The following is a 22,212-nucleotide window of genomic DNA, read 5'->3' as shown; positions in this document are numbered from 1 at the left end:
CCTGCGCACCACCCAACCCATGAAGGAGAGCCACCAGTGGCTGAGATGTTCTACGACGACGACGCCGACCTGTCCCTGATCCAGGGCAAGAACGTCGCCGTCATCGGTTACGGCAGCCAGGGCCACGCGCACGCGCTGAGCCTGCGCGACTCGGGCGTCGACGTCCGCATCGGCCTCGCGCCCGACTCGAAGAGCCGCGCCAAGGCCGAGGCCGAGGGCCTGCGCGTCCTCGACGTCGCCGAGGCGGTGGAGGAGGCCGACGTCATCGTCATCCTCACCCCCGACCAGGTGCAGCGCCACGTCTACGCCGAGTCGATCGAGCCGCACCTGACCCCGGGCGACACCCTCGTCTTCGGCCACGGCTTCAACATCCGTTTCGGCTACATCACCCCGCCCGAGGGCGTCGACGTCTTCATGGTCGCCCCCAAGGGCCCCGGCCACCTCGTGCGTCGTGAGTACGTCGACGGCCGCGGCGTCCCCGTCCTCGTCGCCGTGGAGGAGGACGCGTCCGGCACCGCCTGGGACCTCGCCCTCTCCTACGCCAAGGGCATCGGCGGCCTGCGCGCCGGCGGCATCCGGACGACCTTCGCCGAGGAGACCGAGACCGACCTCTTCGGTGAGCAGGCCGTGCTGTGCGGCGGCGCCTCCCAGCTGGTGATGTACGGCTTCGAGACCCTCATCGAGGCCGGCTACCAGCCCGAGGTCGCCTACTTCGAGTGCCTGCACGAGCTCAAGCTCATCGTCGACCTCATGTACGAGGGCGGCATCGCCAAGCAGCGCTGGTCGGTCTCCGACACGGCGGAGTACGGCGACTACGTCTCCGGGCCGCGGGTCATCACCCCGCAGGTCAAGGAGAACATGCAGGCCGTCCTCGAGGACATCAAGAACGGCGCCTTCGCCAAGCGCTTCATCGACGACCAGGACGCCGGCGCCCCGGAGTTCAAGGAGCTGCGCGCCAAGGGCGAGCAGCACCCCATCGAGTCGACCGGTCGCGAGCTGCGCAAGCTCATGGCCTGGGTGAAGTCGCACGACTCCGACTACGTCGAGGGCACCGCGACCCGCTGACGGACGATGTGACGTGACGGACCCCCGGGAACATCCGGGGGTCCGTCGCGCGTTCGGGCCACCATGACATCCCCCGCCCCCACGCCCGTGCGCATCGACATCTGGTCCGACGTGGTCTGCCCCTGGTGCTTCATCGGCAAGCGCCGACTCGAGACGGCCCTGGCCGGCTTCGAGCACGCCGACGACGTCGAGGTCGTCTGGCACTCCTTCCAGCTCGACCCGGGCGCACCCGACGTACCCGTCGAGACGGTCGCCGAGGCGCTCGGCCGCAAGTACGGCGGCGGGGCCGCCGCCGGCAACGACATGATCGACCGGGTGGAGGCCGTCGCCGCCGAGGAGGGCATGGTCTGGCGCCACCACGACTCGTTGCGGGTCGGCACGATGGACGCCCACCGGCTGCTGCACCTGGCCCACCACGAGGGCGGCTCCGCCCTCCAGGGCGTGCTCAAGGAGGCGTTGCTGACGGCGTACTTCGTCGAGGCGCGCAACGTCGCCGACCACACCGTGCTCCGCGAGGTCGCCGTGGGCGCCGGCCTGGACGCGACCGCGGTCGAGCGGGTGCTCGGCAGCGACGAGCTCGCCGACGAGGTCTGGGCCGACATCGAGCAGGCGCAGCGCTTCGGCGCCACCGGCGTCCCGTTCTTCGTCATCGACGAGAAGTACGGCGTCAGCGGTGCCCAGCCGGCCGACACCTTCACCCAGGTGCTGGAGCGGGCCTGGTCGGAGCGGACGCCGGCTGTGCAGATGGTGGCCGGCGCCGGGGAGTCGGGCGACGCGTGCGGGCCCGACGGCTGCGCCGTGCCCCAGCCGTAGGTCCGGCTCTGCCGGATCAGCCGAGGGCCTTCTCCCCGAGGGCGGCGGCCTCGGCGATCGCGGCGATGCGCTGGGCGCGCGTCGCCGGACGCTTGGCCATGACGACCCAGGCCAGCATCTGCTTCTGTGCCGAGGGCGAGAAGCCGTCCCAGTGCTCGCGCGACCCCGGGTGGGCGGCGAGGGCCGCTGCCAGGTCGTCGGGCACGATCCGGTCGTCGACGGCGTCCATGAGGGTCCAGTTGCCGTTCGCCCGGGCCGCCTCCACGGCCGCCCGGCCCGGTGCCTCGAGACGTCCCTCGGCCTCCAGGCGGGCGATCCGCGCCTTGTTGGGGCGGGTCCAGATGCTCCCCGGCCGCCGGGGTGCGAACCACATCCGTGAGTGCTCGTCGTCGACCGGCCTCTGGGTCGAGTCGACCCATCCCCACCGCAGCGCCTCGATGACGCTGTCCTCGTAGGAGAAGGCCCGGTCGGCGGCCCGCCGGCGGGAGACCAGCCACACGCCGGCGCCACGGTCGTGGTGCTCGTCGAGCCACGCCGACCACTCCTCGACGGTCTGCGGCTCGACGTCCTCCGCCTCGTCCTGCACGCCCATCCGGGCAGCCTCGCATCGGCCGTGGGTCGGCGTCGAGGCCCGACGCCGCGGCGTACGGCACGATGAGCACATGAGCGACCGCACGCTGCAGCAGACCCGCGCCCTCGGAGTCGAGACGACGGGCATCGAGATCATCGACGAGGCGGACCGCACGGCGCGTCCGGCCGACCTCTTCTGGCCGTGGTTCGCGGCCAACGTCAGCGTCTTCGGCATCAGCTACGGCTCGTTCGTGCTGGGCTTCGGCATCTCCTTCTGGCAGGCGGCGGTCGTCACGGTCGTCGGCATCGTGGTCTCGTTCGCGCTCTGCGGCGTCATCGCGATCGCCGGCAAGCGCGGCTCGGCGCCGACCATGGTCCTGAGCCGGGCGGCGTTCGGGGTCAACGGGCAGAAGGTGCCCGGCGTCGTCTCGTGGCTGGTCTCGATCGGCTGGGAGACGTTCCTCGCCATCCTCGCCGTGCTCGCCACGGCCACGATCTTCGACCAGCTCGGCTGGTCGGGAGGCACCCTCACCAAGGTGGTGGCCACCCTCGTCGTGGCCCTGCTGATCGTCTCCGCCAGCGTGGCGGGCTACCACGTCATCATGCGGATGCAGTCGTGGCTGACGTGGATCACCGGCATCGCGACGATCGTCTACGTCGCCCTCACGCTCGACGAGATCGACTGGGCGGCCGTGAGCGACCTGCCCAGCGGCAGCACCCAGCAGATGGTGGGCGCCCTGGTCATGGTGATGACCGGCTTCGGCCTCGGCTGGATCAACATCGCCGCCGACTGGTCGCGCTACCAGCGCCGTGACGCCAAGGGCTCGGCCATCGTCGCGTGGAACACCTTCGGTGGCGCGATCGCCCCCGTGCTCCTCGTCGTCTTCGGGCTGCTGCTCGCCGGCTCGTCGGAGGAGCTCTCCGCGGGCATCGTCTCCGACCCGATCGGCACCCTCGGCACGCTGCTGCCGACGTGGTTCCTCGTGCCGTTCCTGCTCGCCGCGATCCTCGCCCTGGTCAGCGGCGCGGTGCTGGGCATCTACTCCAGCGGTCTCACCCTGCTCAGCCTGGGGGTCAGGATCCCGCGCCCCGCCGCCGCCGGGGTCGACGGCATCATCCTGACCCTGGGCACGATCTACGTCGTCTTCGTCGCGACCAGCTTCATCGAGCCGTTCCAGAGCTTCCTGATCACGCTGGGCGTGCCGCTGGCCGCGTGGGCGGGGGTCATGATCGCCGACATCGCGCTGCGCAAGCGCGACTACGACGACGAGTCCCTCTTCGACGCCTCGGGCCGCTACGGCTCCGTCGACTGGGTCTCCCTCGGCACCATGGTCGTGGCGTCGGTGCTCGGCTGGGGGCTGGTCGTCAACAACTTCGCCACCTCCGCCTCGTGGAACAACTGGCAGGGCTACCTGCTCGAGCCCCTCGGCCTCGGCACCTGGATGGAGGCCGACGGCTACTGGGAGGGCAACTGGCCCTACGCCAACCTCGGCGTCCTGCTCGCCCTGGTCCTCGGCTTCGCCGTGACGTACGTCGCGCGCCGGGGGACCGTCGCGCGCCAGGAGGCCCAGCCGGCCGGTGCCCTTGACCCCTCTGGCACGGTGGACGCATGAGTCGCATCGCCGTCGTCGGAGGCAACGGGCAGATCGCCCGGTTGCTGCACCCCCTGCTCGTGGAGCGGGGCCACACGCCCATCGCCCTGGTGCGCTCGGAGTCCTACCGCGCCGACCTCGAGGAGGCCGGCGCCGAGGTGCGCCTGCTGGACATCGAGCAGAGTGACGAGGCGACCTTCGCGGCCGCGTTCGAGGGTGCCCACGCGGTGGTCTTCGCCGCCGGCGGCGGTGCGGACGGCAACATCGAGCGCAAGCGCACCGTCGACCTCGAGGGCTCGCTCAAGTCCATCGCGGGGGCGAAGGTGGCCGGCATCACGCGCTTCGTCCAGGTGTCGGCGATCAACGTCGACGAGCCGCTCCCCGACGACACCGCGCCCGTCTGGGCGGCGTACGTCGAGGCCAAGCGCGACGCCGACGCCGCGCTGCGCGACAGCGGGCTCGACTGGACGATCATCCGTCCCGGCCGCCTCACCGACGACGAGCCCACCGGCCGCGTCGAGCTGGGGGAGGACGTCGCCCGCAGCGAGGTGCCCCGCGCCGACGTCGCCGCCGTGCTCGCCGAGGTCATCGACTCGGGCGCCGGGATCGGTGCCCAGTGGGACCTCGTCTCCGGCGACACCCCGGTCGCCGACGAGGTCGCCCGCCTCGGCGCCTGACACCGCGGGGCGTCATGCCCGGGTCGATCCCTGCGTCTCCTGGCCCATGGCGTCCGCCAGCAGCGGCTGGACCGCGGCCAGCACGAGGGCCAGGCCGGCGGAGCACCCCCACAACCACGCCGGGTCCACCGCCAGCAGCCGCGTCCCCACCACGGGCGCCAGCACCGCCGCGACACCCCAGCACGTGCCGTACGCCGCGAGGTAGCGCGCGCTCCCGCCCGGGGGCGCCAGCCCCGCGACCACCGCGAACGGGTGCCCGAGCAGGAGCAGGTCGCCGACGCTCCACACGGCCACGGCGAGGACGAAGCCGCCGGTGCTGCCGGCCGCCCCGGCGATCCCCATCCCGACGGCCAGCAGGACGTAGCCGATCGCCATCGCCCGGAACGGGCTCGGTGACCAGTCCCGGGTGAGGCGCTGGACGAGGACCATGACCAGGGCGGAGACCGCGAGCAGCCAGCCCATCCGGCTCGCCGGCAGGCCCCGCTCGAGCAGCGTCAGCGGGAGGCCGACCATCGCCTGCAGGTAGAGGCTTGCGAAGGCCGTCCCGGCCACCCACATGAGCAGCAGCCGCCTGTCCCGCCACGGGCTCCCGGTGTGCCTCTCGTCGACCGGGGCGGGTCGGTCCGCGGGCACCACCAGGGCCACGACGACGGCGGCGGCGAGGCAGGACGCCGCATCGGCCACGAGCAGCCAGCGCAGGTCGAGGGTCGCCAGCACCGCCGCGAGGAGGCCGGCCACGACACCGGCCACCGCCAGCGCCGTCCCCAGCAGCGAGTAGGCGCTGGGGCGCTGGTCGGGCGGGCACAGGTCGGCGACGATGGCCTGGCTGGGTGGCTCGTACAGCTCGAAGGCCAGGCCCAGCAGCGTCACCGACACCGCGGCCACGAGCAGCGTGGGCGAGGCGGCGAACGCCAGCAGGGCGACCGCGCACCCGACGAGCCCCAGCAGCATCGTCGGCCGCCGGCCCCAGCGGTCGGCGAGTGCTCCGCCGGCCAGGCGGGAGGGGATGGAGGCCACGCCGAAGGAGGCCACGACGAGCCCCGCCGTCGTCACCGACGTGCCGAAGTCCTCCACGAGGATGGCGGCGGTGAAGGGCAGGGCGAAGGCGCCGAGCCGGTTGACGGCCCGTGCGGCCACCAGGGCTCGGACCGCACGGGGGAGTGGGGGCGTCAGTCGTGTTGCGTGACTGGTGTCTGCGCTATCGTCAGTGATCACCGGACGACCGTACGACGACAGGAGTGACTGGTCAAATGTTGTTCGACAGTCATGTCTCGATCTTGCTGGACACCGGCGCGGCCCTGGTCAACGCGACCACGCCCGGCCACGACGGCACCGAGCCGGTCGGTGCGCCGACCGGGCGAGCCCTCCAGGACGCGGTCCGCGAGGCGATCTCCCGCGACGACTACGAGGCCACCGTCTCCCCGGCGACCGCCCGCGCCCTGGCCCAGGTCGGGACCGACGTCCGCGCGGTGTACGCCGCCACCGACGCGGGCGACCTCGACCGGGCAGCCGGGCTGGTCAACGAGCTGCTCGAGCGCACCGGGGCCCGCCCGCGGCTCACCCACACCGAGACCGGGTGGGACCTGCACTTCCACGGTCCCGACCAGACCGTCGCCCGCGGTTGGGCCGCCGGCCTCGCCGCGGGCCTCGCCCTCGCGCTGGGCAGTGACCGGGGAGGACGGCTGGGCGTGTGTGCGGCCGATCCGTGCGACCGGGTCTTCGTCGACACCTCCCGCAACGGAGGGCGCCGATTCTGCTCCACGCGGTGCCAGAACCGCGTCAAGGCCGCCGCTCACCGCCACCGCGAGCGATGAGCCCGGCGGGTCGTCCCGACCGGCTCCGAGACGATGTCCGGGGCTCACCGGAGGTGGGCTAGGGTCGGGGGCGCACAGCGTCGTGCAGGCCCTCACCGCACCCGATCCACGAGGAACACAGCTGTGACTTCACGACCCGTCGTACTCATCGCCGAAGAGCTGAGCCCCGCCACCGTCGAGGCGCTCGGCCCGGACTTCGAGATCCGCCACTGCAACGGCGCCGACCGCGCCGAGCTCATCCCCGCCATCGCCGACGTCGACGCGATCCTGGTGCGCTCCGCGACCAAGGTCGACGCCGAGGCGCTCGCCGCCGCGCGCAACCTCAAGGTCGTCGCCCGCGCCGGGGTGGGCCTCGACAACGTCGACGTCAAGGCCTCCACCCAGGCCGGCGTCATGGTGGTCAACGCGCCGACCTCCAACATCGTCTCGGCCGCCGAGCTCGCCGTCGCGCTGATGCTCGCCGCCGCCCGCCACGTGAGCCCCGCGCACGCGGCGCTGAAGAACGGCGAGTGGAAGCGCTCGAAGTACACCGGCATCGAGCTCTACGAGAAGACCGTCGGCATCGTCGGCCTCGGCCGCATCGGCGTCCTCGTGGCCCAGCGGCTCTCGGCCTTCGGCATGAAGGTCATCGCCTACGACCCCTACGTCCAGGCCGGTCGCGCCGCGCAGATGGGGGTCCGCCTCGTCGACCTCGACACCCTGCTCGCCGAGGCCGACTTCATGAGCGTCCACCTCCCCAAGACCCCCGAGACGGTGGGCCTCATCGGCGCCGAGCAGCTCGCCAAGGCCAAGGGCTCGCTCGTGCTCGTCAACGCCGCCCGCGGCGGGATCGTCGACGAGGCGGCGCTGTACGACGCCCTCAAGACCGGGCAGATCGCGGCCGCCGGGCTCGACGTGTTCGCCCAGGAGCCGTGCACCGACAGCCCGCTCTTCGAGCTCGAGAACGTCGTGGCCACCCCGCACCTCGGCGCCTCGACCGACGAGGCCCAGGAGAAGGCCGGCATCGCCGTGGCCCGGTCGGTGCGCCTCGCGCTCTCCGGCGAGCTCGTCCCCGACGCGGTCAACGTCCAGGGCGGCGTGATCGCCGAGGACGTGCGTCCCGGCATCCCCCTCACCGAGAAGCTCGGCCGCGTGTTCACCGCGCTCGCCGGCGAGGTCGCCCAGCAGATCGACGTCGAGGTCCGCGGCGAGATCACCGAGTACGACGTCAAGGTGCTCGAGCTGGCCGCCCTCAAGGGCGTCTTCTCCGACATCGTCGAGGACCAGGTCTCCTACGTGAACGCGCCGCTGCTGGCGGCCGAGCGCGGCACCGCCGTACGCCTCGTGACCGAGGCCGAGAGCCCCGACCACCGCAACCTCATCACCATCCGCGGCACCCTGGCCGACGGGTCGCAGGTCTCCGCGAGCGGCACGCTCGTCGGGATCAACCAGAAGGAGCGGATCGTCGAGGTCAACGGCTTCGACATCGACATCGAGCCGACGGACCACCTGGCGTTCTTCACCTACGCCGACCGCCCCGGGATGATCGGCACCGTCGGCCGCATCCTCGGCGACGCCTCGGTCAACATCGCCGGCATGCAGGTCTCGCGCACCGACAAGGGCGGCGAGGCCCTGGTCGCGCTGTCGGTCGACACCGCGATCCCCGCCGAGACGCTGACCGAGATCGGCTCCGCGATCGACGCGGTCTCGGTCCGCGCCGTCGACCTGGACTGAGCCCGCACCCGGTGTAGTCCGTGACGATCGGACCCCTCGGACAGCCGTTCCGGGGTCCCTTCGTCACGGACTACGCCAGTCCGCGGCCGGGTCCTCCGCCGGCTCGGCCGGTCACCGGCCCGCCGGATCGCCGGGCGGGTCAGGCGACCGTGAGGCGGTCGGCGGCCCCGCCGTCCCCCCCACGACCGCGGGCCACCGCGTCCCAGGCGTCACGGAGCCGGTCCACGGCGGTCCCCAGCTCGTCGGGGGAACGGGTCCAGGGGATCCGCACGTGGTGCTCGAGGCCGCCCGCGACAGCGAAGACGCGACCCGCGGCCACGACCACGCCCCGGCGCTCCGCCTCCGCCACCAGCGCCGAGGCCCGGGGCTGGGGGAGGCGGCACCAGACCGCCAGCCCGCCGCCGGGTCGCACGAAGTCCCACGTCGGCAGGCGGGCGGTGAGCCCGTCGAGCAGCGCCTCGCGCTGGGTCCTCAGCCGCGCCCGGTTGGTCGCCCACACCGTGTGCCGGTGCTCGAGCAGGTGCAGCAGGGCCAGCTGCTCGACCAGGGGCGCCCCGAGGTCGAGGCTCATCCGGGCGTGCAGCAGCTGCGGCACCATGGTCTCCGGCACCCGCAGCCAGCCGAGCCGCAGGCCGCCCCAGAACTGCTTGCTCGCGCTGCCGATCGTCACCGTTCCCGGCAGGTGCGCCGCGAACGGCGCCGGCATCTCCTGGCCGTCGAGGGCCAGGGCCTGGTGCGCCTCGTCGACGACCGGGACGACCCGGGCGCGGCGCAGCGCGGCGGCGTACTCCTCGCGCTGGGCGTCGGACATCAGGTTGCCCGTGGGGTTCTGGAAGTCCGGGACCAGGTAGGCCAGCCGGGGGGCGGCCTGCCGGATGATCGCCGCGGTCGCGGCGATGTCCCACCCGTCGGGGTCGACCGGCGCCGGCACGAGCCGGGCACTGCGGTGGCTCAGCGCCTGGGTGGCGTTGGGGTAGACCGGGTCCTCGACGACGACGCGGTCGCCCGGGGCGGTGAGCGCCTGCGCCACGATCGCTGCGGCACCGAGCGCGCCCGCGGTGATGATGACCTGGCCCGGGGAGGTGGGCAGTCCTCGCTCCTCGTACGTCGCCGCGACGGCGGCCTGGAGGCGCGGGAGCCCGGCGGGGTAGTAGCCGTGGCTGGAGAGGTACGCCGGCAGCTCGCCCACCGCCGCGTCGTACGCCGCCGCGACTCCGGCCGGGGCGCTCGGCGCGGCGCAGTTGAGGTCGATGACGTCGGGGTCCTGCGACCACGGGGCGAAGGCGCGGTCGGTGACCGACTCGGCCCGCAGCGGGAGCCGGGTGATCGTCCCGGAGCCGCGCCGCGACTCGGCGTACTCGCGCTCGCGCAGCTCGGCGTAGGCCCGGGTGACGGTGGTGCGGCTGACCCCCAGCGCGGTGGTCAGGTCCCGCTCGCTGGGCAGGCGGGTCGCCGCGGGGATCCGTCCCTCGCCGATGAGCAGGCGCAGCTGCTCGGCGAGCTCGCGGTACAGCGGGCGGCCGTCCGCGCGGAGGTCGCCGACGAGCGTGGCCACACGGGCGGCGGTGACGGTGCGGCTCATGCAGGCCACTGTCCCACGATTGGCTATCGAGGAGAAGGCCAATTCTGGGCAGACTGGAACCATGAGCAGCACCACCACGCCCCGTCCCCGTCCCGCCCTCCTCGACCTCGGCCCCCTCGCCCAGCTCCGTGCCGGACGGCTCGGCCGGCGGCTGACGCAGCTCCTGGTGGGTCTCGCGCTGTACGGCGCGTCGCTGGCGATGATGGTCCGTGGCGCGCTAGGGCTGGCCCCGTGGGACGTCCTGCACTCCGGCTTCATCCGCCACGTGCCCATGACGATCGGTCAGGCCGTCGTGCTCTTCAGCTTCCTCGTGCTGCTGCTGTGGATCCCGCTGCGGGAGAAGCCGGGCATCGGCACGGTGGCCAACGCCCTGCTGGTCGGGGTGGCCGCCGACGCGACGCTGACGGTCCTCGCCGAGCCCGACTCGCTGGCGCTGCGGCTCGCCCTGATGCTCGGCGGCCTCGTCCTCAACGGCCTGGCCACCGCGCTCTACATCGGCTCGCAGTTCGGCCGCGGACCGCGCGACGGGCTGATGACCGGCCTCGCGCGCCGTACCGGCCTCTCGCTGCGCCTCGTCCGCACCGGGCTGGAGGTCACTGTCGTGGTGATCGGCCTGATGCTCGGGGGAGCGCTCGGCGTCGGGACGGTGCTCTACGCGCTCGCCATCGGGCCGCTGGCCCAGCACATGCTGCCCTGGTGCACGGTCGAGGTGTCAGCGGCGCGTGGCGATCAACGCTGACGCGTCCGGCGCGATCATCACCTCGACGGCGGTGAACCGCTCGTCGGTGAGCCACTCCTCACGCAGGGTGTCGACGCGGCCGTAGGTGATCGGCGGCCACATCTCGCAGGGGGTGAAGTCGTCGAGGACGACGATCCCGCCCGGCTCCAGGAGGTCGACGACCGCGTCCACGCGGACCGCCTCCGGCTCGCCGCTGTCGAGGAAGACGAGCGAGTAGGGGCCTCGCTCGTGCAGGAGCGACCAGTCCGCCTCGAGCACCTCGACGTGGTCGTCGTCGCGGAAGATCTCGGCGGCCGCGGTGGCCAGGCGGGCGTCGCGCTCGGCGGTGAGGATGTGCGCGCCGTTGCGCACGCCGCTGCGCAGCCAGGCGGTGCCGACGCCGCAGCCCGTCCCGAACTCGGCCATCGTGCCGCCCCGGGTCGCGGCCAGGGTCGCCAGCAGGCGACCGGTCTCGTTGCGGCAGAAGGAGACGTAGCCCGCCTTGCGGGACACGTCGAAGGCGCGGGACACGATCTCGGGCAGCTCGGGTGGGGCACTCATGAGGTCGCCGAGTCTTCCATGGCGAACCGCTCGTCTCGCATCGTGAGCGATTTCCGGTGACCCGGTGCGCCGCCGCGGGACGCGGCGTACCGTCGGTCTCACCATGCGGAGCCAGCTCGTACTCATCGACTGCCGCGGCGAGGCCTGACCGAGGCCACCTCGCCGCGGTGTTCGGCGTTGCAGTGGCCTCGGAGCAGAAGTTCCAGGCCCAGACGCCCCGCGGCGGTCCCGCTCCCAGCTCCATCTCGCGCGATCCGCAGTCCGCTGGTTCCCCGCTTCGTGTGATCCACGAGTCGTCGCCGCCCCGTCCCGGGGCGTCGGGCCGCACCACCCGACCCTGACGACTCTCACACGACCACGGAGACAGCCATGTACGACATGTACCCCGACTGGGGACCTGCCAGCCACCACCCCGACAACCCGCGCAGCCTCGAGGCCACCGCGGCGGCCGTCCAGGCCTCGCTTGACCTGCGAGACAACGGCGGGCAGCGGCCCGAGGACAACTAGATTCGCGCCATGAGCACCGACACCAGCAGCACGCCGTCCGACTCCGTCGCCGGGTCCGGCACCGTCGCCCTCGCCGTCATCCCCGGCGACGGCATCGGCCAGGAGGTGACCCCCGAGGCCCTCAAGGTCCTCGAGGCGGTCGACGTGCCGGTGAAGTTCGAGCAGACCCACTACTCCCTGGGCGCGGAGAACTACCTCGCGACCGGCGAGGTGCTCCCGGACACCGTGCTGGCGGAGATCCGCCAGCACGACGCGATCCTGCTGGGTGCCGTCGGCGGCAGGCCCAACGACCCGAACCTGCCGCCCGGCATCCTCGAGCGCGGCCTGCTGCTCAAGCTCCGCTTCGAGCTCGACCACTACGTCAACCTGCGTCCGTCGCGGCTCTTCCCGGGCACACCCAGCCCGCTCGCCCGCTACCGGTCCGAGGACGGCGGCGAGATCGACTTCGTCGTGGTGCGCGAGGGCACCGAGGGCCCCTACACGGGCAACGGCGGCGCCCTGCGGGTCGGCACCCCGGCCGAGGTCGCCACCGAGGTCAGCGTCAACACGGCGTACGGCGTGGAGCGGGTCGTGCGCGACGCGTTCGCACGCGCCCGGCGCCGCCCACGCCAGCACCTCACCCTGGTCCACAAGACCAACGTGCTCGTCCACGCCGGATCGGTGTGGTGGCGGGTCTTCGAGGCCGTGGCCGCCGAGTTCCCCGACGTGACGACCGACTACATGCACGTCGACGCCGCGATGATCCACCTGACGGTCGACCCGAGCCGCTTCGACGTGATCGTCACCGACAACCTCTTCGGCGACATCATCACCGACCTGGCCGCTGCCATCACCGGTGGCATCGGCCTGGCCGCCTCCGGCAACGTCAACCCCGACCGCACGGCACCGTCGATGTTCGAGCCCGTGCACGGCTCCGCGCCTGACATCGCGGGCCAGCAGAAGGCCGACCCCACCGCCGCCATCCTCTCGACGTCGCTGCTGCTGGACCACCTCGGCCACCCCGGGGCCGCAGCGGCCGTCGAGGCGGCCGTGCTCGCCGACCTGGCCGAGCGCACGCCCGGCACCACGCGGCGTACCAGCGAGGTCGGCGACGCCATCGCCGCGCGGCTCTGATCGCTGCGGCTAGCCTGACGCCATGGACATCAGCACCACCGCCACCGACCGGCCCGTCGACGACGCGCGACTGGCCGAGATCCTCGCCAACCCGGGCTTCGGCACGCACTTCACCGACCACATGTTCACGGTCGAGTGGACGCCGGGGGAGGGCTGGCACGCCGCCCGGGTGACGCCGTACGGCCCCCTGAGCCTCGACCCGGCCACCGCCGTCCTGCACTACGCGCAGGAGACGTTCGAGGGGATGAAGGCCTACCGCCACCCCGACGGGACGATCTGGACCTTCCGCCCCGAGGAGAACGCCAAGCGGATGGCGCGCTCCAGCGACCGGCTGGCCTTCCCGGTGCTCGACCCCGACGACTTCGTGGCCGCCGTCGACGCGCTCGTCACCGTCGACCAGCGGTGGGTGCCCGACAACCCCGACGGCGGGGAGAAGAGCCTCTACCTGCGACCGTTCATGTTCGCCTCCGAGGTCTTCCTCGGGGTCCGGCCCGCCCAGCACGTGACCTTCATGGTCATCGCCTCGCCGGCCGGCGCGTACTTCAAGGGTGGCGTCAAGCCGGTCACGCTGTGGCTGACCGAGGACTACACCCGCGCCGGCCGCGGCGGCATGGGCGCGGCCAAGACCGGTGGCAACTACGCCAGCTCGCTGGTCGCCCAGCAGCAGGCGACGGCCCAGGGCTGCGACCAGGTCGTGTTCCTCGACGCCCAGGAGGGCAGGTACGTCGAGGAGCTCGGCGGCATGAACCTCTACTTCGTGCACGCCGACGGCCGCATCGTGACCCCCGCGACCGGCACGATCCTCGAGGGCATCACGCGGGCGTCCATCATCGAGCTCGCGGGCAAGCTCGGACACCAGGTCGAGGAGCGCAGGTTCTCCATCGACGAGTGGCGCGACGGCGTCTCCAGCGGCGACATCGTCGAGATCTTCGCCTGCGGCACGGCTGCGGTCGTGACGCCGGTGGGCTCGCTGAAGTGGGACGGCGGCGAGGTGGCGGCTCCGGCGTCCACCGAGCTGACGATGCGGATCCGCAAGGAGCTGGTCGACATCCAGCTCGGCCGGGCGGACGATGCCTTCGGGTGGATGCACCAGGTCTGCTGACGACCCGGCCCGGACCCGGGCCAGGTGACGTGCCGGGGGCACGAGGGGGACTCGACCGTGGACGAGGTGGCGCAGGGGACCACCGAGGCGACGACGCTCGCGAGCCTGCTGTGGGCGCGCGCGCACGCGGCGCCGGACGCCGTGGCCTACCACCACCTCGTCCGCACCCGTGCGCGGGAGGCCACCGAGCAGGTGACCTGGGCCGAGACCCGGGCGCTGGTCGAGCCGCTCGCCGCGGGGCTCGTCGGGCTCGGGGTCGAGCCGGGTGACCGGGTCGCGATCCTGTCCTCGACCCGCGCCGACGCGGTGCTGGGCCACCTCGCCGTCCTGTGCGCGGGCGCGGCGACGACCGTCCTCGATCCCGCGAGCGCGCCCGCCGACGTCGCGCGGCTCGTCCACGGGTCGGGGTCCGTGGTCGTCCTGGCCGAGGACGTCGAGCAGGTGGACAAGCTGCGGGTGGTCCGCGGTGACATCCGCGGCGTCCGCAAGGTCGTGCAGCTCGACGGGGACTACCCCGACCGTCGGGTGATGACGCTCGAGGCGCTGCTGGCCCACGGCGAGGACGTGCTCGCCCGCGACGCCGCGACCGTCGTACGGCGCGTGGCCGCCGTGCGCCCCGACACGCTCGCCACCGTGCTGCACCCGCCCGGGTCGCCCGCGGGCGGCATCCCCGGCACGCACGGCGACTGGGTCGTCGAGGGGGCGGCCGCCGAGCCGGGGGGCGGCGACGCCGTGCGGACCCTCGACGCGTCCCTCAGCCTGCCGGCCGCGCACGGGCTGCTCGCCGCCCAGCTGGCCAGGGGTTTCGGCGTCGTCCTCGACGCGGGCAGGGGTGGGTCCGGGTAATCTCCGTGCGTGACCACGTCCCGCCCCGAGCAGGCGCCTCCCGGTCTCCGGGTGGGCGGCTACGAGCTGCTGACCCGCCTCGGTGAGGGCGGCATGGGGGTGGTCCACCTGGCCAGGCGTCCGGGAGGGGAGCGGGTGGCCCTCAAGGTCCTGCGCCCCCACATCGTCGGCGACGACGAGGCCCGCCAGCGGCTGGCGAGGGAGGTCAACAGCCTCAGCCGGATCACCAACCGGCGGGTCGCGGAGATCGTGGACGCCGACCCGTGGGGCGACATCCCGTTCGTGGCCACCCGCTACGTGCCGGGCCTCTCGCTGCACGACCACGTCCACGAGGAGGGCCCGCTGACCGGCGCCGACCTCGTGTGGGCCGCGAGCTGCCTGGCCGAGGCGCTGGCCGCGGTGCACGCCGTCGGGGTGCTGCACCGCGACATCAAGCCCTCCAACGTGCTGATGGAGGGCCGCACCCCGATCCTCATCGACTTCGGCCTCGCCCGCGTCGCCGACGACCCCAAGCTCACCCACACCGGGTGGCTGCTGGGCACGCCGGGCTACCTTGCGCCCGAGATCCTGCACGGCGACGACGCCACGGCGGCCTCCGACGTCCACTCGTGGGCCGCGACGGTGGCCTTCGCCGGCCTCGGCCGCGCGCCCTTCGGCCGGGGCCCGTCGGTCGCGGTGATGGACCGGGTGCGCCGCGGCGAGCACGACCTCTCCGGTCTCGACCCCGTGCTGGGGCCCGCGATCGAGGAGGCCCTGGACCCCGACCCCGCCCGCCGTCCGTCCCTGCCGGAGCTGCGGGAGTGGCTCGACCGGCTGCTGCCCTCCGCGGTCGAGCGCGAGCCCGACCCCTTCACCGTGCCGATGGCCGTCGCCTCGCTCGCCCCGGCGTACGACACCACCGAGGTGGTCGCCCGCGACGCCGGTCCGGGCCCCGGCCCGGGAGGCGGGTTCGACCCGCGCCCGCAGGGCGGGTTCGATCCGGCGCCCCGGCCCACCCGTGTCCTGCCCGAGGACGGCGACACCGAGGCGCTCCGTGAGCCGGGAGCCGGTGCGCCGCCCTGGGCGCCACCGCCACGGGTCGGCGGGCTCGAGCGGTTCCGGCGCGCCGTCCTGGTCCTCGCCGGCGCCGGCGTCGTCGGCGCGGGCGTCGCCGTCGCGCCGTACCTCACCACCCTCCTGCTCGCCGTCGTCGCCTTTCTGCTGCGCAGTGGCTCGCTGGCCGCCAGCGCGGCCGGTGCCCGTCGCCGGGTGCGCGGCGTCAAGTGGTACGACGCGCCCCAGCTGCTGCTCGCCACCCCCTGGCACGTGCTGGCCGCGGTCCCGGGCACGCTCCTGCTGGTGACGTGGAGCCTCGGCCTCGCGCTGGCCGCGGCGCTGCTGTGCTTCGCCGCCGGGGTCGCGATGACGCCGAGCCTGGCCGCCATCGGGGTCGTGCTCGCCCTCGCGATGTGGTGGGGGCCGGGGAGCTCACGGCTGCGCGGCCCGCTGCAACGGCTGAGCCACCCCGTCGCGGCCCGGGGCGTCCCGTGGCTGCTCACCACCGTGGTGCTGCTGGCCGGGGCCACCGGTCTCGCCGCGATCGTCACCAGCGACGGCACGTCCTGGGCGCCCGCCGCGGACCGGCCCTTCGCGGACGTCAGCCTGCCGAGCTGGCTCTGAGCGCCGGTCCGGAGCGGTCCCGGGTGAGGTAGCCGATCGCGAGACCGACGGCCACGCCGATCACGGTCTCGACGCCGCGGTCCTCCAGCAGCACGCGGGCCGGGGTCGGCGCCGCGAGGTGCACCATCAGCAGGGCCAGGGGCGTGATGGCGACCAGGGCCAGGGCGTAGTTGCGCCCCACCAGCAGCTCGGCGGCGCACTGCAGCGCCACCACCACCAGGATCAGGACGAGGCCGCCCGGGTCGAGGGCGAGGAGCACCGCGGCCGCCGCCAGCCCGACGAAGGTGCCGATGACCCGGTGCACGCCGCGCACCACCTGCGCCGAGGGACGGGTGGCCGCCAGTGGCACCACGGCAGAGACCATCGCCCAGTAGGGGTGCCCGATCCCGGCCGCGGTCGAGATCGACCCGGCGAGCACGACTCCGCCCACGTTGCGGGCCAGGTGCCGGCGCGCGACGTCCCTGAACGCCGTACGCCGCCACGTCGTCCGCGGCGCGCCCGGCACGCGGATCGAGCGCCAGGCCGACCCGGCGTACCCGATCAGCGCGGCGAACGCCGCACTTGCGAGCGCGACGCCCGCCGCGACCGCCACGTCGACGGGATGGCTGGGGATGGACGCGCAGGCGGCGAAGGCGAAGACGAGGAACAGCGGGCCGGGCGGGTGCCAGTCCATGGCGTCGGAGAACAGCGAGCCGATCGCGGCGACCACCCCGGCGACCGGCACGGCCAGCCAGGCCCGGTGCGAGGACGTGCCGACGACGACGCCGAGGACGGTGACCGAGACGAGCAGCGCGCCGGCGGCAGCCTGCATCTGCAGGCGGGACAGGTGCACGTGGGTGCGCCCGTACAACGCGGTGAACGCGCCGAAGGCGGCATAGATGGACCACTCGACCCGGTCCACGGACCACAGCAGCAGCAGGGGAACCGCGACCGACACCGCGGCCCGGACAGCCACCCGGTGCGCTCCGGCGGCGGGGTTGACCCGGACCAGCTCCGCAGCGAGCCCGGATGCGATCGAGGGGCGTCTCACCGGTCCATCCTCGCCCACCCACCGGCCGCGGCCGGATCGCGAGACACACGACCTCCCCGCCCGGCGCCGTGGCACAGTGGAGGCGTGACGACGAGCACGATCATCATTTCCTAGCGCGACGGGACCCCCGCCGCGCCGACCTCCTGCACCCCGGGAGGTTTTTTTGTACCCCGACACAGCTGCTCCCGCCCGAGAGAAGAGATCGATGGACCTGCAGGGCTCCTTCCACGTCTACGACACGACGCTGCGCGACGGCGCGCAGCAGGAGGGGCTCAACCTCTCCGTGGCCGACAAGCTGACCATCGCGCGCCAGCTCGACGGGCTGGGCGTCGGCTACATCGAGGGCGGCTGGCCCGGGGCCAACCCCAAGGACACCGAGTTCTTCCGCCGCGCCTCCCAGGAGCTCGACCTGCGGCACGCCCGGCTCGCGGCGTTCGGGGCGACCCGGCGCGCCGGCGTCGCGGCGGCCGACGACCCGCTCGTCGCGGCCCTGCGCGACAGCGGCGCCTCGGTGGTCACGCTGGTCGCCAAGTCGCACGAGCGCCACGTCGAGCTCGCCCTGCGCACCACGCTCGAGGAGAACCTCGCGATGGTCCGCGACACGATCACCCACCTGCGCGAGTCCGGCCAGACGGTCTTCCTCGACGCCGAGCACTTCTTCGACGGCTACCGGTCCAACCGCGACTACGCCCTCGAGGTGCTGCGCACCGCGGCCGAGGCGGGTGCCGAGGTGGTCGCGTTGTGCGACACCAACGGCGGCATGCTGCCGGACTGGGTGGGCGACGTCGTGCACGACGTGATCGAGACCACCGGCGCACGGGTGGGCATCCACTGCCACAACGACACCGGCTGCGCGGTGGCCAACACCCTGGCCGCCGTCGACGCCGGCGCCACCCACGTGCAGGGCACCATCAACGGGTACGGCGAGCGCACCGGCAACGCCGACCTCGTCTCGGTGGTCGCCAACCTCGAGCTCAAGCTGGACCGCACGGTCCTGCCGCCCGGGCTGCTCGGCGAGGCGACCCGGATCGCGCACGCCGTCGCCGAGGTCACGAACGTCCCGCCGGCGTCGCGGCAGCCGTACGTCGGCACGTCCGCCTTCGCGCACAAGGCCGGCCTGCACGCCTCGGCCATCAAGGTCGACCCCGACCTCTACCAGCACATGGACCCCACGGGCGTCGGCAACGACATGCGACTGCTGGTCTCCGACATGGCGGGCCGGGCCTCGATCGAGCTCAAGGGCCGCGAGCTGGGCTTCGACCTCTCCGGCGACCGCGAGCTCGTCACCCGGGTCACCGACCGGGTCAAGCGGCTCGAGCAGGGCGGCTACACCTTCGAGGCCGCGGACGCCTCCTTCGAGCTGCTGCTCGTCGAGGAGGTCGAGGGCGTGCGTCCGTCGTACTTCGACATCGAGTCGTGGCGGGTGATCACCGAGACCTCCCCTGCGGCCGAGGCGGTCTCGGAGGCGACGGTCAAGCTCCGGGCCGAGGGCGTGCGGTACGTCGTGACGGGGGAGGGCAACGGGCCGGTCAACGCGCTCGACGCCGCACTCCGCAGCGCGATCGGGCAGGCGTTCCCCGAGGTCGCCAAGTTCGAGCTCATCGACTACAAGGTGCGGATCCTCGACCAGGGGCACGGCACCGACGCGATCACCCGGGTGCTCATCGAGACCACCGACGGGGAGTCCTCGTGGGTCACCGTGGGAGTCGGCCACAACGTCATCGAGGCGTCGTGGGGCGCCCTGGTCGACGGGCTCACCTTCGGTCTGCGGCGCCACCACCGGTAGGGCGTGCCCTAGGTTCGTGCCGTGACCGAGCCCGTGACGTACGACGACCTCCCGCGCCAGACCTCGACCGTCGAGCGCGGCGTGACCGCGCTGCTCATGGTCGGGCTGGCCGTGCTCGTGCCGGTCGCGTCGTTCCTCGGGCTGTTCTTCGCGATGGTCTCGGACGGGTGCACGGGCGACACGGAGTGCAACGGGGGCCAGATCGGGCTGGGGGTCCTGGTGGCCGCCGGATCGCCGGTGGTGGTGTTCGTGGTCGCCCTGGTGGTCGTGATCGTCCGCATCGTGCGACGGCTGCCCGCCTGGTGGGTGCCGCTGGTGGCCCTCGTGGCGGGTGCCGCGCTGTGGGGCCTCGGCGCCGTGATCGCCGCCTCCGCCGTGGGCTGAGCCCGGGGCCCTCTCAGTGCCCGACGACCCGGCGGACCAGGTCGTCCCAGGCCGCCTCCAGGCGCTCGACGGGGATCCGCTCCCGCTCGACCTGCTGCTCCAGCACGACCAGCTCGAGGGGAGCGAGGATCGCGGTGGCGAGCAGGGGCAGGTCGCCTTCGACGCCGAGCTCCCGGAGGAGGTAGCGCACGTGCATGTTGGCGAACGACATCGCCGCGACCGACCGCTGGCCCGCCCGCCCGGCCGCCTCGATGAGCGAGGCGGACACCAGGTTGGCGCGCAGCCGTGAGTGCCCGAAGGCCAGCAGCCGCTCCATCGGTGGCGCCCCCGGCCCGAGGGGAGGCGGGCCACCGATCACCGAGGCCTGCCACTGGGTCTCCGAGGTGTTGAGGACCGCGGCCATGAGCCCTTCACGACTCTCGAAGCGCCGGAACAGCGTGCCCTTGCCGACGCCGGCCTCGGAGGCGACCGTGTCCATGGTCACGCAGTCGACCCCCCGGGTCTCCACCAGGCGCAGCGCAGCGGCGAGGATGATCTCGCGGTTGCGCGCGGCGTCGGCCCGCTCGGGAGGCGGGGAGTCCGCCATCGGGAGGCTGATCGGCACGGGGTCAAGGCTAGTGGGGAGGCCACACGCGATCACCCGGAAATGTGCGACACCCACGGGAATACAACCGGACCACGGTCCGTTTGATCCTGCATGACTGACACCCGTGTTCTCGTCCTCGTCGGCAGCCTGCGCGCCGACTCCGTCAACCGCCGTCTCGCCGAGACGCTGCAGGCCTCCGCGCCCGAGGGCGTCTCGCTGCAGATCGCCGAGGGCCTCGGCGCGATCCCGTTCTACAACGAGGAGATCGACGGCGACACCCCGCCCGCCGCCGCCGTCGCCCTGCGCGAGCAGGTCGCCGCCGCCGACCGCGTGCTCGTGATCACTCCCGAGTACAACGGCACCATGCCTGCCGTGCTCAACAACGCCATCGACTGGCTCTCGCGTCCCTACGGCGCCGGCGCCATCGTGGGCAAGCCGTTCGCCGCGGTCGGTACCACCCCCACGCCGTACGGCGGCAAGTGGTCGCACGAGCACGCCCGTCACTCCGCGACCATCGCCGGCGCGAAGGTCATCGACACCGTGGTGCTCTCCCAGCCGGGCGTCGAGGTCGACGTGCTCAACGACGACGAGGTGCTGGCCAAGTTCCGCGCCGCCGTCGCCGACCTCGCCGCCTGGAGCGACGACGCCGCTGCCTGACCCGGTCGGGGTACGGTCGCCTGCGTGGCCGCACTCCACGACCTGACCGCCCTCGAGCAGGGTGACCTCGTCCGCCGCGGCGAGGTCACCCCCCTCGAGCTGGTCGAGCACTACCTCGCACGCGCCGACACCGTCGGCGCGTTCGTCACGTCCACCCCCGAGCGGGCGCGCGAGCACGCGCGGCGCCTCGGGGCCCGCCCCGGGGACGCCGGACCGCTCTGGGGCGTGCCGACCGCCATCAAGGACCTGCACCCGACGGCGGGGGTCCGCACGACGTTCGGGTCGGCGGCCTACGCCGACCACGTCCCGGACTTCTCCGACAATGTCGTGCTCACCGTCGAGGGCGCGGGCATGCCGAGCCTGGGCAAGACCAACACCCCGGAGTTCGGATCGCCCTGCTACACCGAGCCGGACGTCGCGCCGCCGGCCGTGACGCCGTGGGACCCGACGCGGACCGCCGGTGGGTCGAGCGGTGGTGCGGCCGCGGCGGTCGCGGCCGGCCTGGTGCCCCTCGCCCCGGGCTCGGACGGCGGCGGCTCGATCCGCATCCCGGCCTCGTGCTGCGGCCTCGTCGGCCTCAAGCCCACGCGCGGGCGGATCAGCGCCGCCCCGATGTACGGCGACCCGACCGGCCTGGCGACGGCCGGTCCGCTCGCCCGGACCGTGCGCGACGCCGCCGCCCTGCTCGACGTGCTGGCCGGCCGACGCCCCGGCGACCACTCCTGGGCGCCACCTCCTCCGATGCCCTTCCTCGGCGCCTGCGACCGCGACCCCGGGCGTCTCCGGGTCGCGCGCTTCATCGCCCCCGTCATCACCGACAGCGACGTCGACGCCAGCAGCCGCGACGCCTGGGAGGCCACCTCGGCCCTGCTCGCCGACCTCGGCCACGAGGTCGACGACGTCGCCGTCCCGCTGCCCCGCGAGGCGGTCGCGACCTTCGAGACCTGCTGGGCGGTGCTGACCGCGATGTCGCCGGCCCCGCCCGGGACCGAGCACCTGCTCCGGCCGCTCACCCGGTGGCTGGCCGACCGGGGCCGCGCGGTCAGCGGACCCGAGTTCGGCTCGGCCATCGCCCGGATGCGCCAGTACGCCGCGGACGCCCTCGTCGCCCTCGCGCCGTACGACCTGGTCCTCACCCCGACGCTGGCGACCCCGCCGCCCCTCGTGGGTGCGCTGCGCGACGACGCCGACCCGGCGGCGGACTTCGAGGCCCAGAAGCGGTTCACGCCGTGGACCAGTGCCTGGAACGTCACCGGCATGCCCGCCGTCTCGCTGCCCCTGCACCAGACCGCGGAGGGCCTGCCCGTGGGAGTCATGCTGGCCGCCCGGCCCGCCGAGGAGCACGTGCTGCTGGCCGCCTCGGCCCAGCTGGAGGCGGTACGGCCGTGGGCGGACCGGCGGCCACCGGGCTGGTGAGTGACCCGTGGACAACCGGCG

General features: G+C 73.6%; 22 protein-coding genes. 16 read left to right on the top strand and 6 right to left on the bottom strand.

Going from position 1 to position 22,212, the window contains the following annotated elements:
* The first annotated feature begins 36 nt into the window (after positions 1 to 36).
* Complete coding sequence (gene ilvC, locus ASG94_RS03265) at positions 37 to 1,065, top strand: ketol-acid reductoisomerase (RefSeq protein ID WP_056924972.1); 1,029 nt, start codon at positions 37 to 39, stop codon at positions 1,063 to 1,065.
* A 63-nt stretch (positions 1,066 to 1,128) separates the two neighbouring features.
* On the top strand, positions 1,129 to 1,878 hold the full coding sequence (locus ASG94_RS03260; protein WP_235537109.1) for a DsbA family oxidoreductase: 750 nt from the start codon (positions 1,129 to 1,131) through the stop codon (positions 1,876 to 1,878).
* A gap of 16 nt (positions 1,879 to 1,894) precedes the next feature.
* Here ASG94_RS03260 and ASG94_RS03255 read toward each other — a convergent pair whose 3' ends face one another.
* Positions 1,895 to 2,470, bottom strand: a complete 576-nt coding sequence (locus ASG94_RS03255; protein WP_056924970.1) for a YdeI/OmpD-associated family protein — start codon at positions 2,468 to 2,470, stop codon at positions 1,895 to 1,897.
* A 70-nt stretch (positions 2,471 to 2,540) separates the two neighbouring features.
* On the opposite strand from ASG94_RS03255, the gene ASG94_RS03250 reads away from it, so the two are divergent.
* Both ASG94_RS03250 and ASG94_RS03245 read left to right on the top strand, forming a co-directional pair.
* Complete coding sequence (locus tag ASG94_RS03250) at positions 2,541 to 4,061, top strand: purine-cytosine permease family protein (protein ID WP_056924969.1); 1,521 nt, start codon at positions 2,541 to 2,543, stop codon at positions 4,059 to 4,061.
* Positions 4,058 to 4,717: an SDR family oxidoreductase gene (locus tag ASG94_RS03245; protein WP_056924968.1), complete on the top strand. Its 660-nt coding sequence runs from the start codon at positions 4,058 to 4,060 to the stop codon at positions 4,715 to 4,717. The genes ASG94_RS03250 and ASG94_RS03245 overlap by 4 nt, the downstream gene beginning before the upstream one ends.
* A 12-nt stretch (positions 4,718 to 4,729) precedes the next feature.
* Here ASG94_RS03245 and ASG94_RS03240 read toward each other — a convergent pair whose 3' ends face one another.
* A complete protein-coding gene (locus ASG94_RS03240) occupies positions 4,730 to 5,854 on the bottom strand; it encodes an MFS transporter (RefSeq protein ID WP_235537108.1) in 1,125 nt (374 codons plus the stop codon).
* A gap of 113 nt (positions 5,855 to 5,967) precedes the next feature.
* On the opposite strand from ASG94_RS03240, the gene ASG94_RS03235 reads away from it, so the two are divergent.
* Both ASG94_RS03235 and serA read left to right on the top strand, forming a co-directional pair.
* Complete coding sequence (locus ASG94_RS03235; protein WP_056924967.1) at positions 5,968 to 6,531, top strand: CGNR zinc finger domain-containing protein; 564 nt, start codon at positions 5,968 to 5,970, stop codon at positions 6,529 to 6,531.
* A 123-nt stretch (positions 6,532 to 6,654) separates the two neighbouring features.
* Positions 6,655 to 8,244: a phosphoglycerate dehydrogenase gene (gene serA, locus ASG94_RS03230; protein WP_056924966.1), complete on the top strand. Its 1,590-nt coding sequence runs from the start codon at positions 6,655 to 6,657 to the stop codon at positions 8,242 to 8,244.
* A 139-nt stretch (positions 8,245 to 8,383) separates the two neighbouring features.
* On the opposite strand, the gene yczR is transcribed toward serA, so the two are convergent.
* A complete protein-coding gene (gene yczR, locus ASG94_RS03225) occupies positions 8,384 to 9,826 on the bottom strand; it encodes a MocR-like transcription factor YczR (protein ID WP_056924965.1) in 1,443 nt (480 codons plus the stop codon).
* Between the two features lie 61 nt (positions 9,827 to 9,887).
* Between yczR and yczE the strand changes: the two genes are divergently transcribed.
* The gene (gene yczE / locus ASG94_RS03220) at positions 9,888 to 10,565 is read left to right on the top strand and encodes a membrane protein YczE (RefSeq protein WP_056924964.1); all 678 of its coding nucleotides are present in this window, start codon (positions 9,888 to 9,890) and stop codon (positions 10,563 to 10,565) included.
* On the opposite strand, the gene ASG94_RS03215 is transcribed toward yczE, so the two are convergent.
* Entirely contained in the window at positions 10,539 to 11,105 is a 567-nt protein-coding gene (locus ASG94_RS03215) for an O-methyltransferase (RefSeq protein WP_056924963.1), read from the bottom strand. The genes yczE and ASG94_RS03215 overlap by 27 nt on opposite strands.
* A gap of 369 nt (positions 11,106 to 11,474) precedes the next feature.
* Between ASG94_RS03215 and ASG94_RS21580 the strand changes: the two genes are divergently transcribed.
* From ASG94_RS21580 to ASG94_RS03195, 5 genes are read left to right on the top strand one after another with little or no spacing between them, the layout of a single operon-like run.
* Positions 11,475 to 11,612 (top strand): hypothetical protein, encoded by a 138-nt coding sequence (locus tag ASG94_RS21580; protein ID WP_156411394.1) that lies wholly within the window; start codon positions 11,475 to 11,477, stop codon positions 11,610 to 11,612.
* Between the two features lie 9 nt (positions 11,613 to 11,621).
* The gene (locus ASG94_RS03210) at positions 11,622 to 12,725 is read left to right on the top strand and encodes a 3-isopropylmalate dehydrogenase (RefSeq protein ID WP_056924962.1); all 1,104 of its coding nucleotides are present in this window, start codon (positions 11,622 to 11,624) and stop codon (positions 12,723 to 12,725) included.
* Positions 12,726 to 12,747: 22 nt separating this feature from the next.
* Positions 12,748 to 13,827 carry a branched-chain amino acid aminotransferase gene (locus ASG94_RS03205; RefSeq protein ID WP_056924961.1) on the top strand — a complete coding sequence of 360 codons (1,080 nt, stop codon included), beginning with the start codon at positions 12,748 to 12,750 and terminating at the stop codon, positions 13,825 to 13,827.
* Positions 13,828 to 13,884: 57 nt separating this feature from the next.
* Entirely contained in the window at positions 13,885 to 14,673 is a 789-nt protein-coding gene (locus ASG94_RS03200) for an AMP-binding protein (RefSeq protein ID WP_162260780.1), read from the top strand.
* Positions 14,674 to 14,682: 9 nt separating this feature from the next.
* The gene (locus ASG94_RS03195; RefSeq protein WP_156411393.1) at positions 14,683 to 16,332 is read left to right on the top strand and encodes a serine/threonine-protein kinase; all 1,650 of its coding nucleotides are present in this window, start codon (positions 14,683 to 14,685) and stop codon (positions 16,330 to 16,332) included.
* Here the strand turns inward: ASG94_RS03195 and ASG94_RS03190 are convergent.
* Positions 16,310 to 17,362: an FUSC family protein gene (locus ASG94_RS03190; protein WP_235537107.1), complete on the bottom strand. Its 1,053-nt coding sequence runs from the start codon at positions 17,360 to 17,362 to the stop codon at positions 16,310 to 16,312. The genes ASG94_RS03195 and ASG94_RS03190 overlap by 23 nt on opposite strands.
* Positions 17,363 to 17,567: 205 nt before the next feature.
* Between ASG94_RS03190 and cimA the strand changes: the two genes are divergently transcribed.
* Positions 17,568 to 19,148 carry a citramalate synthase gene (gene cimA, locus ASG94_RS03185; RefSeq protein ID WP_056924958.1) on the top strand — a complete coding sequence of 527 codons (1,581 nt, stop codon included), beginning with the start codon at positions 17,568 to 17,570 and terminating at the stop codon, positions 19,146 to 19,148.
* A gap of 21 nt (positions 19,149 to 19,169) precedes the next feature.
* The gene (locus ASG94_RS03180; protein WP_056924957.1) at positions 19,170 to 19,532 is read left to right on the top strand and encodes a hypothetical protein; all 363 of its coding nucleotides are present in this window, start codon (positions 19,170 to 19,172) and stop codon (positions 19,530 to 19,532) included.
* Between the two features lie 13 nt (positions 19,533 to 19,545).
* Here the strand turns inward: ASG94_RS03180 and ASG94_RS03175 are convergent, their stop codons facing one another.
* Positions 19,546 to 20,136, bottom strand: coding sequence for a TetR/AcrR family transcriptional regulator (locus ASG94_RS03175; protein WP_235537106.1), 591 nt, complete (start codon positions 20,134 to 20,136; stop codon positions 19,546 to 19,548).
* 93 nt (positions 20,137 to 20,229) lie between these two features.
* Between ASG94_RS03175 and ASG94_RS03170 the strand changes: the two genes are divergently transcribed.
* The gene (locus ASG94_RS03170) at positions 20,230 to 20,775 is read left to right on the top strand and encodes an NAD(P)H-dependent oxidoreductase (RefSeq protein ID WP_056924956.1); all 546 of its coding nucleotides are present in this window, start codon (positions 20,230 to 20,232) and stop codon (positions 20,773 to 20,775) included.
* Between the two features lie 24 nt (positions 20,776 to 20,799).
* Entirely contained in the window at positions 20,800 to 22,191 is a 1,392-nt protein-coding gene (locus ASG94_RS03165; protein WP_056924955.1) for an amidase, read from the top strand.
* The last annotated feature ends 21 nt before the right edge of the window (positions 22,192 to 22,212 follow it).

The sequence above is a fragment of the Nocardioides sp. Soil805 genome (assembly GCF_001429625.1).
Taxonomy (GTDB): Bacteria; Actinomycetota; Actinomycetes; order Propionibacteriales; family Nocardioidaceae; genus Nocardioides.
This window is presented reverse-complemented; position numbering and strand designations above follow the sequence as displayed.